This window comes from Burkholderia sp. ABCPW 111 (assembly GCF_000773065.1).
GTDB lineage: Bacteria > Pseudomonadota > Gammaproteobacteria > Burkholderiales > Burkholderiaceae > Burkholderia > Burkholderia savannae.
This window is the reverse complement of sequence record NZ_JPWT01000099.1, coordinates 93463-107168: the sequence shown is the minus strand read 5'-3', so window position 1 is coordinate 107168 and position 13706 is coordinate 93463. Positions and strand designations below refer to the sequence as shown.

The 13706-nt window shown below is 68.3% G+C and carries 11 protein-coding genes; 5 read left to right on the top strand and 6 right to left on the bottom strand.

Going from position 1 to position 13706, the window contains the following annotated elements; genetic code table 11:
- Positions 1–9 precede the first annotated feature (9 nt).
- The 3 genes from mmsB to X946_RS23005 are packed head-to-tail and all read left to right on the top strand — an operon-like array spanning position 10 to position 2836.
- A complete protein-coding gene (mmsB, locus tag X946_RS23015) occupies positions 10–906 on the top strand; it encodes a 3-hydroxyisobutyrate dehydrogenase (RefSeq protein WP_038752548.1) in 897 nt (298 codons plus the stop codon).
- Entirely contained in the window at positions 906–1697 is a 792-nt protein-coding gene (locus X946_RS23010) for an enoyl-CoA hydratase (RefSeq protein WP_038752546.1), read from the top strand. Before mmsB ends, X946_RS23010 begins: the two co-directional genes overlap by 1 nt.
- On the top strand, positions 1694–2836 hold the full coding sequence (locus X946_RS23005) for an enoyl-CoA hydratase/isomerase family protein (RefSeq protein WP_038752542.1): 1143 nt from the start codon (positions 1694–1696) through the stop codon (positions 2834–2836). Before X946_RS23010 ends, X946_RS23005 begins: the two co-directional genes overlap by 4 nt.
- Before the next feature lie 121 nt (positions 2837–2957).
- Here X946_RS23005 and X946_RS23000 read toward each other — a convergent pair whose 3' ends face one another.
- The 6 genes from X946_RS23000 to X946_RS22975 form a co-directional block, all read right to left on the bottom strand.
- On the bottom strand, positions 2958–4631 hold the full coding sequence (locus tag X946_RS23000) for a long-chain fatty acid--CoA ligase (protein ID WP_038752540.1): 1674 nt from the start codon (positions 4629–4631) through the stop codon (positions 2958–2960).
- 100 nt (positions 4632–4731) lie between these two features.
- On the bottom strand, positions 4732–5760 hold the full coding sequence (locus X946_RS22995) for an oxygenase MpaB family protein (RefSeq protein ID WP_081989971.1): 1029 nt from the start codon (positions 5758–5760) through the stop codon (positions 4732–4734).
- Between the two features lie 43 nt (positions 5761–5803).
- On the bottom strand, positions 5804–6418 hold the full coding sequence (locus X946_RS22990) for a TetR/AcrR family transcriptional regulator (protein ID WP_235364053.1): 615 nt from the start codon (positions 6416–6418) through the stop codon (positions 5804–5806).
- Positions 6419–6530: 112 nt separating this feature from the next.
- Positions 6531–7922, bottom strand: coding sequence for an efflux transporter outer membrane subunit (locus tag X946_RS22985; RefSeq protein ID WP_038752537.1), 1392 nt, complete (start codon positions 7920–7922; stop codon positions 6531–6533).
- Between the two features lie 9 nt (positions 7923–7931).
- Positions 7932–9893: a macrolide ABC transporter ATP-binding protein/permease MacB gene (gene macB / locus X946_RS22980; protein WP_038752534.1), complete on the bottom strand. Its 1962-nt coding sequence runs from the start codon at positions 9891–9893 to the stop codon at positions 7932–7934.
- A gap of 2 nt (positions 9894–9895) precedes the next feature.
- Positions 9896–11104, bottom strand: a complete 1209-nt coding sequence (locus X946_RS22975; RefSeq protein WP_038752531.1) for an efflux RND transporter periplasmic adaptor subunit — start codon at positions 11102–11104, stop codon at positions 9896–9898.
- Positions 11105–11474: 370 nt separating this feature from the next.
- On the opposite strand from X946_RS22975, the gene sfnG reads away from it, so the two are divergent.
- Positions 11475–12569, top strand: coding sequence for a dimethylsulfone monooxygenase SfnG (gene sfnG / locus X946_RS22970; protein WP_038752527.1), 1095 nt, complete (start codon positions 11475–11477; stop codon positions 12567–12569).
- Positions 12570–12932: 363 nt separating this feature from the next.
- Positions 12933–13655, top strand: a complete 723-nt coding sequence (locus tag X946_RS22965) for a ribonuclease T2 (RefSeq protein ID WP_038752524.1) — start codon at positions 12933–12935, stop codon at positions 13653–13655.
- Positions 13656–13706 lie beyond the last annotated feature (51 nt).

The following is a 13706-nucleotide window of genomic DNA, read 5'->3' as shown; positions in this document are numbered from 1 at the left end:
GGAGGCGCGATGAAGATCGGTTTTATCGGCTTGGGCCACATGGGCGCGCCGATGGCGCTCAATCTGCTGAAGGCGGGCCATGAGGTGCGCGCGTTCGATCTCAGCGAGGACGCGCTGCGCCTCGTGAAGGACGGCGGCGCGCAGGTCGCCGGCTCGCCGCGCGAAGCGGCGGCGGGCGCCGAGTTCGTCGTCACGATGTTGCCCGCGGCCGCGCACGTGCGCGCCGTGCTCACGCAGGAGAACGGCGTGCTGGCGGGACTTGCCGCGGGCGCGATGGTGATCGATTCGAGCACGATCGATCCGGCGAGCGCGCAGGCGTTCGGCGAGCTCGTGCGCGAGAACGGCGGCGCGTTCGTCGACGCGCCCGTGTCGGGCGGCACGGGCGGCGCGGCGGCGGGCACGCTGACGTTCATGGTCGGCGGCAGCGACGCCGACTACGAGCGCGTGAAGCCCGTGCTCGCGGCGATGGGCAAGAACATCGTCCACTGCGGCGCGGCCGGGATGGGGCAGGTCGCGAAGGTCTGCAACAACCTCGTGCTCGGGATCACGATGGCGGGCGTGTCCGAGGCGATGGCGCTCGGCGCGTCGCTCGGCATCGATCCGAAGGTGCTCGCGGGCATCATCAACACGTCGACGGGCCGCTGCTGGAGCTCGGACACGTACAACCCGTATCCGGGCGTGATCGAGACCGCGCCGTCGTCGCGCGGCTACACGGGCGGCTTCGGCACCGATCTGATGCTGAAGGATCTCGGCCTCGCGAACGACGCGGCCAAGCAGGTCCGGCAGCCGGTGTATCTCGGCGCGCTCGCGCAGCAGCTGTATCAGACGATGAGCAGCCGCGGCGACGGCAAGCTCGATTTCTCCGCGGTGATCCGCCTGTATCAACCGGTCAAGAAGGACGCCTGATGATCGAGCTCGACTACGCCGACGACGGCGCGATCGCGCTCGTCACGCTCAAGCGCCCGTCCGCGAATACGTTCAGCGCGGACGGGCTCCTTCAACTGCAGCGCACGATCGAGCGGCTCGAGGCCGATTCCCGCGTGCGCGCGCTCGTCGTCACGGGCGACGGCCCGAAGTTCTTCAGCGCGGGCGCGGATCTGAACTCGTTCGCGCAAGGCGATCACGCGATGGCGCGCACGATGGCCGCGCGCTTCGGCGCGGCGTTCGAGGCGTTGCACGACGCGCGCTTTCCGACGATCGCCGCGATCAACGGCTATGCGATGGGCGGCGGCCTCGAATGCGCGCTCGCGTGCGACATGCGCATCGCCGAGCGGCACGCGCAGATGGCGCTGCCCGAGCCGTCGGTGGGCCTCACGCCGTGCGGGCTCGGCACGCAGACGCTGCCCTGGCTCGTCGGCGAAGGCTGGGCGAAGCGGATGATTCTCGCGGGCGTGCGCGTCGATGCGCAAACCGCGCTGCGCATCGGCCTCGTCGAGGAAGTCGTCGACACGGGCCGCGCGCCCGACGCGGCGCTCGAGCTCGCGCGCCGCACGGTCGCGCTCGGCCCGCGCGCGGTCGGCGTCGCGAAGGAGCTGATCGGCCTCGCGCGGCAAGGCGTGCCGCGCGGCGCGGCGCTCGCGGTGGAGCGCGAGCGCTTCGTCGAGCTGTTCGACGGCGACGAACCGCGCGAAGGCGTCGCCGCGTTCCTCGGCAAGCGCGAGCCGCAATGGCGCACCGACGGAGGGCACCCGCAATGAGCACGCCGGTGATGCACGACGCTCGCCACGACACGGCGGCGCGCGACGTGCAGATGCGCGTCGTAAACCGCGTCGCGCTGATCACGCTGAACCGGCCGGCCGCGCTCAACGCGCTGTCGCACGACATGGTGCGCGAGCTCGCCGCGTTGCTCGAACGCTGCCGCGACGATCGCTCGATCGTCGCCGTCGTGCTGCGCGGCGCGGGCGACAAGGGCTTTTGCGCGGGCGGCGACGTGCGCGCGCTCTACCGGATGGCGAAGGCGGGCGGCCGCGGCTGGCTGCCGTTCTTCGTCGACGAATACCGGCTCGATTACGCGATTCACACGTTCCCGAAGCCCGTCGTCGCGCTGATGGACGGCATCACGATGGGTGGCGGAATGGGGCTCGCGCAGGGCGCCGCGCTGCGCGTGTCGACCGAGCGCAGCAAGATCGCGATGCCGGAGACGCGAATCGGCTTCGTGCCCGACGTCGGCGCGACGCACTTTCTCGCGCAGTTGCCTGTCGAGCTGTCGCTCTTCGTCGGCCTGACGGGCGCGACGCTGTCGGGCGCGGACGCGCTCGTCGCGAAGCTCGCCGATCTGTCGGTGCCGTCGTCGTGGCTCGACACGTTCGAGACGCGGCTCGAGCGCGCGGACTGGTCGGGCGACGCGTTGCGCGCGTTGCGCGCGGTGTTCGAGCCGCCGTGCAACGTCGTGCCGCACGCGGCGCTCGACAGCCAGATGCCGTGGATCGTCCGGCATTTCGACAAGCGCTCGGGCGTCGAGCGGATCGTCGCGACGCTGCGGCAGGATCTGATGCGCGACGAGCTGTCGCGCGAGCACCGGCAATGGCTGCAGACGACGCTCGACGCATTGACGAGCCATTCGCCGACGATGCTCGAAGTCACGCGCGAGGCGCTGTTGCGCGGCCGGCAGATGACGCTCGCCGAATCGTTCCGGATGGAGCTCGGGATCGTCGCGCACGCGATCGAGGAGGGCGATTTCTGCGAAGGCGTGCGCGCGCATCTCGTCGACAAGGATCGCAGGCCGGGCTGGGCGCCCGCGTCGCTCGTCGAGGTGCAGCGCGAGCGTGTCCAGCATTTTCTCGCGTCGCCGTGGAAGCGCGACACGCATCCGCTCGCCGATCTCGGCGCGGCGTGACATGACATGACGTGAAATGACGTGGCGGCCGGCGCGCCGCCGGGTGCGCCGGGCCGCGCGGTCCGGCGCGACGTCGCAAGGGGGCGACGGCGCATCGATGCGCCGTCGCGCGATGCGGCGCTCAGCGAGCCGCGTCGCGCAGCTCGCGCCGCAGGATCTTGCCGACGTTGCTCTTCGGCAGATCGGCGCGGAACTCGATGTGCTTCGGCCGCTTGTAGTTCGTGAGGCGTTCCTTGCAGTACGCGAGCACGTCCTGGGTGGTGAGCGCCGGGTCCTTCTTCACGACGAACAGCTTCACCGCCTCGCCCGAATGCTCGTCGGGCACGCCGATCGCCGCGACTTCGTACACGCCCGGATGGGACGCGACCACGTCCTCGATCTCGTTCGGATAGACGTTGAAGCCCGATACGAGAATCATGTCCTTCTTGCGGTCGACGATCTTCACGTAGCCGCGTTCGTCCATCACGCCGACGTCGCCGGACTTGAAGAAGCCGTCCGGCGTCATGACCTTCGCGGTTTCGTCCGGCCGATTCCAGTAGCCCGCCATCACCTGCGGCCCGCGGATGCAGATTTCGCCCGGCTGGCCGAGCGGCACGTCGCGGCCGGCATCGTCGCGGATCGCGATCTCGGTCGACGGCAGCGGCACGCCGACGGTGCCGGTGTGCGCGGCGATCGTCACCGGATTGCAGGTCGCGCTCGGCGACGTCTCCGACAGGCCGTAGCCTTCGACGATCGGCACGCGCGTGCGCTCGTGCCAGCGCTTCGCGACGCTGTCCTGGATCGCCATCCCGCCGCCGTTCGCGACAATGAGCTTCGAGAAGTCGAGCTTCGGGAAGTCCGCATGATGCAGCACCGCGTTGTAGAGCGTGTTGACGGCCGGGAACGCGGAGATCGGATAGCCTTCGAGCGCGGCGATCATTCCGCCGATGTCGCGCGGATTCGGGATCAGCACGCCGAGCCCGCCCGCGTGGATCGTCATGAAGCCGCACACCGTCAGCGCGAACACGTGATAGAACGGCAGCGCGATCGCGGTCACGAACTGCACGTCCTTCGGCCGGCCTTCGACGAGCGGCGCGCGCCATGCTTCGGACTGCAGCACGTTGGCGACGATGTTCCGATGCAGCAGCGTCGCGCCCTTCGATACGCCCGTCGTGCCGCCCGTGTATTGCAGGAATGCGATGTCGTTCGGCTCGATCGGGATGCGCCGCAGCGCATGCTGCGCGCCCTGCGCGAGCGCCGCATTGAAGCGCGTGTACGACGGCAAGCTCCATGCCGGCACCATCTTCTTCACGCGGCGCACGACATAATTGACGAGGACGCCCTTCACGCCGAGCAGATCGCCCATCGCGGCGACGACGACGTGCTTGACCGACGTCTTCGCGATCACCGCCTGCAGCGTCGTCGCGAAGTTCTCGAGGATCACGATCGCCTCGGCGCCGCTGTCCTTCAGTTGGTGCTCGAGTTCGCGCGGCGTGTAGAGCGGGTTCACGTTGACGACCACATAGCCCGCGCGCAGGATCGCGGCGATCGCCACCGGGTACTGCAGCACGTTCGGCAGCATGATCGCGACCCGCGCGCCGCGCGACAGGCCGCGCGACTGAAGCCACGCGCCGAGCTTGCGCGACAGCGCGTCGAGCTCGCCGTACGTGATCGATTTGCCCATGCAGACGAACGCGTCGCGCGCGCGATAGTCGCGAAAGCTCGCCTCCATCAGCGCGACGAGCGACGCATAGCGCGACGTGTCGATGTCGGCCGGCACGCCGGGCGGATAGGCCGCGAGCCAGATCCTGTTCATTCTCGTGTCTCCTCGTTGGTGTATTCGGCGTGCCGCGAGTGGCTCGCGGCATCGCTCGGCTGCATCGGCGATGCGTGGCGCGAGCCTGCGTCGCGGCGCGTCAACGCGCCGCCGCGGGTTCCGCGGCGCCTTCGCCCGCGCCGCCTTGCAGGATTCGCCGATACATGTCCGCCGCGCTGATCCGGCCGTAGCGTTCGCGCGCCTCGGCGGGCGTCAGCGTTTCGCCGCGCTCGGGCGCCACGCCTCGAATCACGGGCTCGATGACCGGGCGGGTCGACGGCGTGATCGCGTCGACGAGCGCGAGCGAAGCACGCTGCGTCGCGAGTAACTTCATCGCGGCGCGCACGAGCGGCGCGATGGCGGCGCCGACCCAATGCGGCTGGCGAATGCCGGCGAGCTCGCGCATGTACGCGGGCATCGTCGACAGCGTCGCGGCGCGCATGACCCATGCCGCGAGCTTCAGGAACGGGCGCGCGGCGCGCGACGTGTTGGCGTCGATCGTGATCCGCGAGCCGTCGAGCAGATACCGCATCGTCGATTGCGTGAGTTCCGATGCGGCGAGCCGCGGGCGCATCTCGGCGAAATACTGGCGGATGCCTTGCCGCGTGCGCGGCACGGCGGACGACGGGCATGTCTGCAGCTCGGCCGCGATCGCGCATTCTTCCCAATAGCGCGCTTCGTCGGCCTCGGACAGCTTGCCGGGGCCGAAGCGCTCATACGCGATCAGCACCGAATGCCAGCCGGTGAGCAGAATCCACAGCTGCGAATCCGGATCGTTCGCGTCGAAGCGCTTGCCGCTGACGGGCTCGATGCCGACCGCTTTCGCGTGCACTTTCACGAGTATCTCGGACGCGTCGAGCGCGCTGCGCGCGTCGCCGACCGCCACCGTCGCGAAATACCGGATCGTCCGGTCGTAGCGCAGCTTCGGGTTCGTGTAGATGCCGCGCCGGGAGTTGACGGCCGCGAGCAGGAACGGATCGAGCTCCTCGACGACGACGGAGCGCTGAAAGCCGATGGTGAGCGCGGTGGGGCAGGTCCACACGCGCCAGGTCGGGGAATCGGGGCCGAAGAAACCGTAGTCTTCCTGTCGTTTCCGATCCTGACGATCAATATTCCTGACTAAATCCATCGCAATGTCTCCTGTATGCGCCGCCATCGGAAGAATCCGGCCGTCAGGCTTTCATGAATCCGCCGAGCACGATCCGGCCCACGTATGCGCCGAGTTCGTCCGGCGTCCACTGCTGTTCGTCGTCGAGCATCGCGCGCACCGCGCCGTCGCCGAGCGACATGAAGATTTCGACGAGCACGGGCAGCTTCTTGTCGATCTGCTTGACGCCCGCCTTCTTCATCATCGGCCCCATCAGCGCGCCGACCTGCTGCGCGACGCGGCGTCGCGCATTGCCGTAGCGTTCGACCGCGTCGCGATCGTGATCCGCGGCGAGCACGAGCCGCCACGAATCGGCGTGTTCGGCGACGACCTCCAGCAGCGCCTGGAATCCGGCCGTCATCCATTGCTTCGGATCGCCGAACGGCGGCTCGTGCGGCAACGCGGAAATCACGCCGTCGAACAGGCGGCGCTCTTCGCGTTCGAGCAGCGCGTCGATCAATTCTTCGCGCGATGCGAAGCACGCGTAGACGACCGGCCGCGTGACGCCGAGCGCCTGCGCGATCGCTTCCATCGACACGCCCGCCAATCCGCGCGTGACGGCAATGCGCAGCGCGGCGTCCAGCACCTGCGGCCGTCTGCGCTCGGGGCCCAAATGGGCGGCACGAGTACGTTCTTGCATCGCTGTTCCTTCACATGCGTAGGAAATATATGCAGCGGCGTAGGATTTCGGCAAGCGAATTCGTTCGAGCGCGGACTCGAAACGGCGAGGCGCGCGCGGATTGGGGCTGCGCTCAGGACGACCGGTCCGCGCCGCCCAGCGCCTTGTAGAGGCTCATCCGATTGTTGAGGCGGCCCAATTGGGCGCGCGCCAGCGCGCTTTGCGCATCGCGCAGCCGCTGCTGTTCGTCGAGCCACGGCTGCACGCCTGTCGCGCCGGCGACGAAGCGCGCCCTCGCAAGCGTTTCCGCACGCCGCGCCTGTGCGAGCGCGAGCGTGCGTTCGTCGGCCTCGGCGTCGAGCTGCACGCGCGCGGACAGCGCGTTCTCGACCTCGCCGAGCGCGCGATACAGGTTCTGGCGGAAATTGACGACCGCTTCCTCGTACTGCGTTTTCGACACCTTGATCTGCAACTGCATCGTGTTCCACTGGATGAACGGCAGCGCGAGCCCGAGGCCGAGCGTCGCGACCGGGTTCTGCAGCACGCGCTCGAGGCTCGTGCTCGCGGTGCCGACGCTGCCCGTCAGCGTGAAGGTCGGATAGAAGCTCGTGCGCGTCACGTCGACGTTCGCGAGCGACTCGCGCAGCCGGAACTCGGCCGCGCGCAGATCGGGGCGGCGGCCGAGCAGCTCGGCGGGCATGCCTGCGGCGATTTCCGGCAGCGGCGCGTCCGGCAACGCGTCGCGCTCGGCCGCTTGCCGTTGCGGCGGGCGGTCGAACAGGATCGCGAGCGCGTTGCGATTCTCGGTGCGCTGCTGGATCAGCTGCGTCTGGTCGGCGCGCAGCGCGGACAGGTTGCGCTCGGCCTGCGCGACGTCGAGGCCGGACGTCGCGCCCGCGTCGTGACGCGATTGCACGAGCCTCAACGTGCGCGCCGCGTAGGCGATGTTCGCGTCGCCGAACGCGATCTGCTGATTCAGATAGGCGATCTGCCAGTACAGCGCCGCCGTTGTGCCGATCAGCGACAGCCGCGCCGCGTCGCGATCGGCCTGCGTCGCTTCGAGCTCCCAGCGTGCGGCGTCGCGCTGCGCGGCGAGCTTGCCCCACAGGTCGAGCTCGTAGCCGAGCGTCGCGGTGACGCCGCTCGCGCGGCTCATCCGATGCGTGTCGAGCGTGCGCGATACGCTGCCGTTCGCGCCGAGCGTGACGTTCGGCGTCAGGTTCGTGTCCGCGAGCCCCGCCTGCAATTGCGCGCGATAGACGCGGATCGCCGCGGCCGCCAGATCGTTGTTGGTGCGCAGCGCGCCGTCGATCAGGCGATCGAGCGTCGGGTCGCCGAAGCGGCGCCACCAGTCGTCGGGCGCGGCGCTCGCCTGCGCGGCGACGGGCGACGCCCAGTGCGCGGGCAGCTCGACCGCGGGCGGCGGCGCGTGGCGCGACGACGTCGCGCAGCCGGACAGCAGCGCGCCCGCGCAGGCGAGCGCGACGGCGCGACGGGCGAAGCGGCGGGGCGTGAGAATCGTCATCGCTTCACCTCAATCGCGCGCGAGCGCATCGATCGGATCGAGCCGCGACGCGTTGCGCGCGGGCATGAAGCCGAACACGACGCCGATCAGCGTCGAGCACAGGAACGCGGACGCGATCGAGCCGGCCGAGAACACCATCTTCCATTGATCGACGAACAGAGAAAACACGAAGCTCATGCCGAACGACAGCACGATGCCGATTGCGCCGCCCATCAGGCAGACGGTCACGGCTTCGACGAGGAACTGCTGCATGATGTCCGCCTGCCGCGCGCCGACCGCCATCCGGATGCCGATTTCGCGCGTGCGCTCGGTCACCGACACGAGCATGATGTTCATCACGCCGATTCCGCCGACGACGAGCGAGATCACCGCGATCAGCGACAGCAGCAACGTGAGCGACTGCCCGGTCTTCTCGACCGTCTTGACGACGCTGTCCATGTTGTACGTGAAGAAATCCTTGCGGCCGTGCCGCTGCAGCATCAGCTTCGTCAGGCTCTTCTCGGCGGCGTCGCTCGGTTGGCCGTCGCGCACGCGCACCGTGATGCTGTCGAGATGGCGCTGGCCGAACAGACGCCCGGATGCGGTCGTGTACGGCACCCAGGCGTTGAGGTTCTTCATGTCGCCGAACGCGCTCTTCTTTTCCGCGGTCACGCCGATCACGACGCACGGCAGGTTGTCGATCAGGATCACTTCGCCGAGCGGGTTCGGATTCGCGCCGAACAGCTTGCGGCGCGTGTTCTCGTCGATCACCGCGACCTGCGCCTGGCGGCGCACTTCGTCGGGGCCGAACGCGATGCCTTGCGCCATCTTCATCCCGCGCACCTGGAAGAAGCGCTCGCCCACGCCGCTCACGAGCGCGTTGACGTCGACGTTCCGATAGCGCAGCAGCAGGCTGCGCGACGTTTCGGGCGTCGCGCTGTCGACGTAGATCTGTTCGGCGAGCGCGGAGGCGTCGGCGGGCACGAGCGTCTGGATCGTGTCCGCGCGGCTGTCGCCCCAGTCGCGGCCCGGATAGACGTTGATCGTGTTCGTGCCGATGCTGCCGATCTCGTCGAGCATGTAGCGCTTCGCGCCTTCGCCGATCGCGACGATCGACACGACCGACGTAATGCCGATGATGATCCCGAGCATCGTGAGCAGCGTGCGCAGCCGATGCGACACGAGCGCGATCCACGCCATCCGGAACGCTTCGGCGAAGCGGCCGACGCCCGCCGACAGCCGGCGCGCGCGGTGCGGCGCGGCGTCGCCGCTCGCGTTGCGCGCGCCGTCGGCATCGTCCGCGCGCGGGTTGAGCCGGTCGCCGACGATCCGGCCGTCGCTGATCTCGATGATGCGGCGCGCGTGTGCGGCGACGTGCTCGTCGTGCGTGACGATGATGACGGTGTGCCCCAGCGCGTTCAGCTCGCGCAGGACCCGGATCACCTCGCGGCCGCTCTTCGAATCGAGCGCGCCCGTCGGTTCGTCGGCGAGGATCACTTCGCCGCCGTTCATCAGCGCGCGCGCGATGCTGACGCGCTGCTGCTGGCCGCCCGACAGCTGGCTCGGCCGATGGTCGGCGCGATCCGACAGGCCGAGCCGCGCGAGCAGCTTCAGCGCGCGCTCGCGGCGCTGCGCGTGCGCGCTGCCCGCGTAGACGGCCGGCATCTCGACGTTCGCGGCCGCCGACAGATGCGGCAGCAGGTGATAGCGCTGGAAGATGAAGCCGAAGTGTTCGCGGCGCAGGCGCGCGAGCTCGTCGCTTTCGAGCTCGCTCGTCTCGCGGCCGCCGACCCGGTAGCTGCCCGAGCTCGGGTGATCGAGGCAGCCGAGGATGTTCATCAGCGTCGACTTGCCCGAGCCGGACGCGCCGATGATCGCGACGATCTCGCCCGCGTCGATCGACAGATTCACGTCGTCGAGCACGACGACGTCCTTGTCGCCCGCGGGAAAGCGCCGCGTGACCTGTGTGAGCTGGAGCAGCGGCTCGGCCATCGTCAGCTCCCCGCGTCGGACGCGGCCGCGCCCGCGCCCGCGGCCGCGGGCTCGTTCGCATCGCCGATGATCACGCGCTCGCCTTCCGCGAGGCCCGAGAGCACCTCGACCTTCACGCTGTTGTTGATGCCGGTGCGGATCTTGCGCGTCGCGACCTTGTCGTCGGCGCCGACGACGCGCACCGGATACGTGCCGTCCTTGTCCTTCGCGCCGAGCGCGGCGACGGGGATGTTGAGCGCGCGGCGCGCGGTGCCGAGCAGGATGTTCACTTGCGCGGTCATCGAGATGCGCAGCCGGCGGCCGGGATTCGGCACTTCGAAGAGCGCGTTGTAGAACACCGCGGTGTTCGCTTTCGACGAGCCGCCGCCGCTCATGCCGCCGATGCCGCCTTGCGTGTCGAGGAAGTTCTGCGGCGCGGGCTCGATCGCGCGCAGCTTGCCGTAGTAACGCTTGTCGGGTTCGCCCAGGATCGTGAAGTACGCGGCCTGATCGGGATGGATGCGGATCACGTCCGCCTCCGACACCTGCGCCTTGACCGTCATCGTGTCGAGCTCGGCGAGCTTCAGGATCACGGGCGCCTGCTGCTGCGCGATCACCGTCTGGCCCTGCTGCGTGACGATCGCGACTACCTCGCCGCCCATCGGCGCGACGATGCGCGTATAGCCGAGGTTCGCGCGCGCGGTCTCGATCTTGATTCGCGCCGCGCGGATCTGCGCGTCGAGCGCGACGAGGCTCGCGCGCTGCACGTCGAGCGTCGCGGCGGCCGCCTCGTAATCCTGGCGCGACGTCGCGTCGTCGGGCAGCATCTGTTGCTGCCGCTTGAACGCGAGCTCGGCCTGCTTGAACTGCGCGGCGCTCGAGCGCTTCTGCGCGACCAGGTTGTCGACGTTTGCCTCGGCCTGGCGCAACTCGTTCTGCGAGATCACCGGGTCGATCTCGGCGAGCCATTGATCCTTCGTCACCTTGTCGCCGAGCTTCACCTTCAGCGATTTCAGCTGGCCGGACACCTGCGCGCCGACGTCGACCTGCTTGAACGCGTGCAGCGTGCCCGTGGCCAGCACGGCGTTCTCGAGATCGGCGCGGGCGACCTTCGCGGTCAGATAGCGCGGCGCTTTGTCCTTCGCAACGAAGCGCTGATAGAGCACGGCGAGCGAGGCAAGCACGACGGCGCCGGCCGCCGCGGCGATCCAGCGGCGTTGGTTTTTTTTCATGGGAGGCAGAACGGTAAGGCGTGGCAGGCGAGCAATTGTAATGAAAATGCAAACCGGACATTGGAATACGGAAACGCGCGCCGGGTTCAATGCGGCGACAAATTTCCTCAATATTTCGACAGTTCGTGACACGGCGCGGGCCGAAGCGGCGCAACGGCGCCGTTTTGGCCGCCGAAATGCGTCATTTACATATCTCGCCGCAGCGGGCATCGATAGCTGGATTCATTGGTTGGCCGAAATACCGGGCCGCCCTACGATGCGCCGAGACAGAACGCCGCGCGCGGGCGGCGCGCCCGAGGGCCATCGCCGACCGGCCGGCCGCGCGCCGCCGATTTCCCGCCGTCCCCTTCATGCTTCAAGGAACGATCCGATGAGTCACGAGCCGGACCCCCTCAAGTTCGCCTACTGGGTGCCCAACGTCAGCGGCGGCCTGGTCGTCAGCAAGATCGAGCAGCGCACGAGCTGGGATATCGACTACAACCGCCGTCTCGCGCAGCTCGCCGAGAAGAGCGGCTTCGACTACGCGCTGTCGCAGATCCGCTTCACGGCCGGCTACGGCGCCGAATATCAGCACGAATCCGTCGCGTTCAGCCACGCGCTGCTGGCCGCGACCGAGCGCCTCAAGGTGATCGCCGCGATCCTGCCGGGGCCGTGGCATCCGGCCGTCGTCGCGAAGCAGCTCGCGACGATCGATCAATTGAATCAGGGGCGCGTCGCGATCAACGTCGTGAGCGGCTGGTTCAAGGGCGAATTCACCGCGATCGGCGAGCCGTGGCTCGAGCACGACGAGCGCTATCGCCGCTCCGAGGAATTCATTCGCGCGGTGAAGGGCGTCTGGACGCAGGACAACTTCACGTTCAAGGGCGACTTCTATCGATTCAACGACTACACGCTCAAGCCGAAGCCGCTGCAGCATCCGCATCCGGAAGTCTTCCAGGGCGGCAATTCGCCGGCCGCGCGCCGGATGGCGGCCGCCGTGTCCGACTGGTACTTCATGAACGGCAACACGCTCGACGGCCACCGCGCGCAGATCGACGAGATCCGCGCGGCAGCGGCCGCGCAGGGGCGGCAGGTGAAGTTCGGCGTCAACGCGTTCATCATCGCGCGCGACACCGAACGCGAGGCGCGCGACGTGCTCGACGAGATCGTGCTCCACGCGGACGTCGACGCCGTCAATGCGTTCGGCCACGCGGTCAAGCAGGCGGGCAAGGCCGCGCCCGAAGGGCAGGGGATGTGGGCCGATTCGAAGTTCGCCGATCTCGTTCAGTACAACGACGGTTTCAAGACGAACCTGATCGGCACGCCAGAGCAGATCGCCGAGCGGATCGTCGCGCTGAAGGCGATCGGCGTCGATCTCGTGCTGGGCGGATTCCTCCACTATCTCGAGGAAGTCGAGTATTTCGGCAAGCGCGTGCTGCCGCTCGTGCGTGAACTGGAGCGGCAGCGCGACGCGCAGCCGGCCTGACGCGAAAGGCGGTCCCGTCGAACGAGGGACGGCGGGGCCGCGTGATTATTCGGCATGCGACGTATTTTTTCGACGACGATGAAGCCGCCGGCGCGCGCAGGTGTCGCTTTACGGCGCGCCGTTTGGCGTTCTCGTTTGAAACCTTCACGCCGAACATCCTCGCCGACGCGTGCGATCACAGGCTCAGCCGCGAACCTCGCTCGCCTTGCGCCGACCGTCGTCTCCATCGCGCGGCTTGTGTCGTCGCGCCCTCGCAAAGTCACACCGCTGCAATATTGACGAAAGCACAATAGGCACCCGACAGTTCACCAACATCGCGGCGTCGCTCGCGCGGCCGCCGCGTCCATACTGAGGGGGGCCGGTATGTTTCGTACCTTCGCGCGCACCGCGTGCGCGCTTGCCGTCGCGTCGGCTTGCAACACCGCCAACGCATACGACTATCTGTTGCTCGCATCGTCCTGGGAGCCTGGCTTCTGCGCGACGCACAGCGCGACCGAATGCAATGCGCTGTCGGGTTCGTACGCGTCGACGAACCTGTCGCTGCACGGCCTGTGGCCGAACAATTACGACGGCAACCAGCCGTTCTTCTGCGGTGTGCCGCAAAACGAGGTCGACCTCGACAACGGCCATCAGTGGTGCAGCATGGACCCGTACCCGGTCAGCTCGTCGACGCTCGCCACGCTGTCGACGTACATGCCGGGCGTTGCGTCGTGCCTCGACAAGCACGAGTGGTACAAGCACGGCACTTGCGCGCAGGCGCCGTCGGCCGATGCGTACTGGAACAATGCGACGGGGATGGTGAGCCGTCTGTCGACCACGTCGTTCAACACGTTCCTGCAATCGAACGCGGGCAACACCGTGACGCGCACGCAGTTGCTGAACGCGTTCGAAGGCGCGTTCGGCAGCAACACGCGCGGCGCGGTGTCGCTCAAATGCGTGAAGGTCAACTATGTCAGCTACTTCACCGAAGCGTGGATTTCGGTGAAGACGGATGCGACGTCGCAGTTCCCGAGCGCGGCGTCGCTCGTGACGGATGCGGGCACGCAGGGCACGTGCCCGACGACCGGGATCTACATCGCGAAGTAGGCGAGCGGCGTTCGCTCGATCCGCGCGAAACGGCTCGGACGGGCTGCGCGA

What these genes read in the sequence shown, in the direction of transcription:
- mmsB (WP_038752548.1), top strand. Translation starts at nt 10, where the DNA reads ATGAAGATCGGTTTTATCGGCTTGGGCCACATGGGCGCGCCGATGGCG.
- X946_RS23010 (WP_038752546.1), top strand. Translation starts at nt 906, where the DNA reads ATGATCGAGCTCGACTACGCCGACGACGGCGCGATCGCGCTCGTCACG.
- X946_RS23005 (WP_038752542.1), top strand. Translation starts at nt 1,694, where the DNA reads ATGAGCACGCCGGTGATGCACGACGCTCGCCACGACACGGCGGCGCGC.
- X946_RS23000 (WP_038752540.1), bottom strand. Translation starts at nt 4,631, where the DNA reads ATGAACAGGATCTGGCTCGCGGCCTATCCGCCCGGCGTGCCGGCCGAC.
- X946_RS22995 (WP_081989971.1), bottom strand. Translation starts at nt 5,760, where the DNA reads ATGGATTTAGTCAGGAATATTGATCGTCAGGATCGGAAACGACAGGAA.
- X946_RS22990 (WP_235364053.1), bottom strand. Translation starts at nt 6,418, where the DNA reads ATGCAAGAACGTACTCGTGCCGCCCATTTGGGCCCCGAGCGCAGACGG.
- X946_RS22985 (WP_038752537.1), bottom strand. Translation starts at nt 7,922, where the DNA reads ATGACGATTCTCACGCCCCGCCGCTTCGCCCGTCGCGCCGTCGCGCTC.
- macB (WP_038752534.1), bottom strand. Translation starts at nt 9,893, where the DNA reads ATGGCCGAGCCGCTGCTCCAGCTCACACAGGTCACGCGGCGCTTTCCC.
- X946_RS22975 (WP_038752531.1), bottom strand. Translation starts at nt 11,104, where the DNA reads ATGAAAAAAAACCAACGCCGCTGGATCGCCGCGGCGGCCGGCGCCGTC.
- sfnG (WP_038752527.1), top strand. Translation starts at nt 11,475, where the DNA reads ATGAGTCACGAGCCGGACCCCCTCAAGTTCGCCTACTGGGTGCCCAAC.
- X946_RS22965 (WP_038752524.1), top strand. Translation starts at nt 12,933, where the DNA reads ATGTTTCGTACCTTCGCGCGCACCGCGTGCGCGCTTGCCGTCGCGTCG.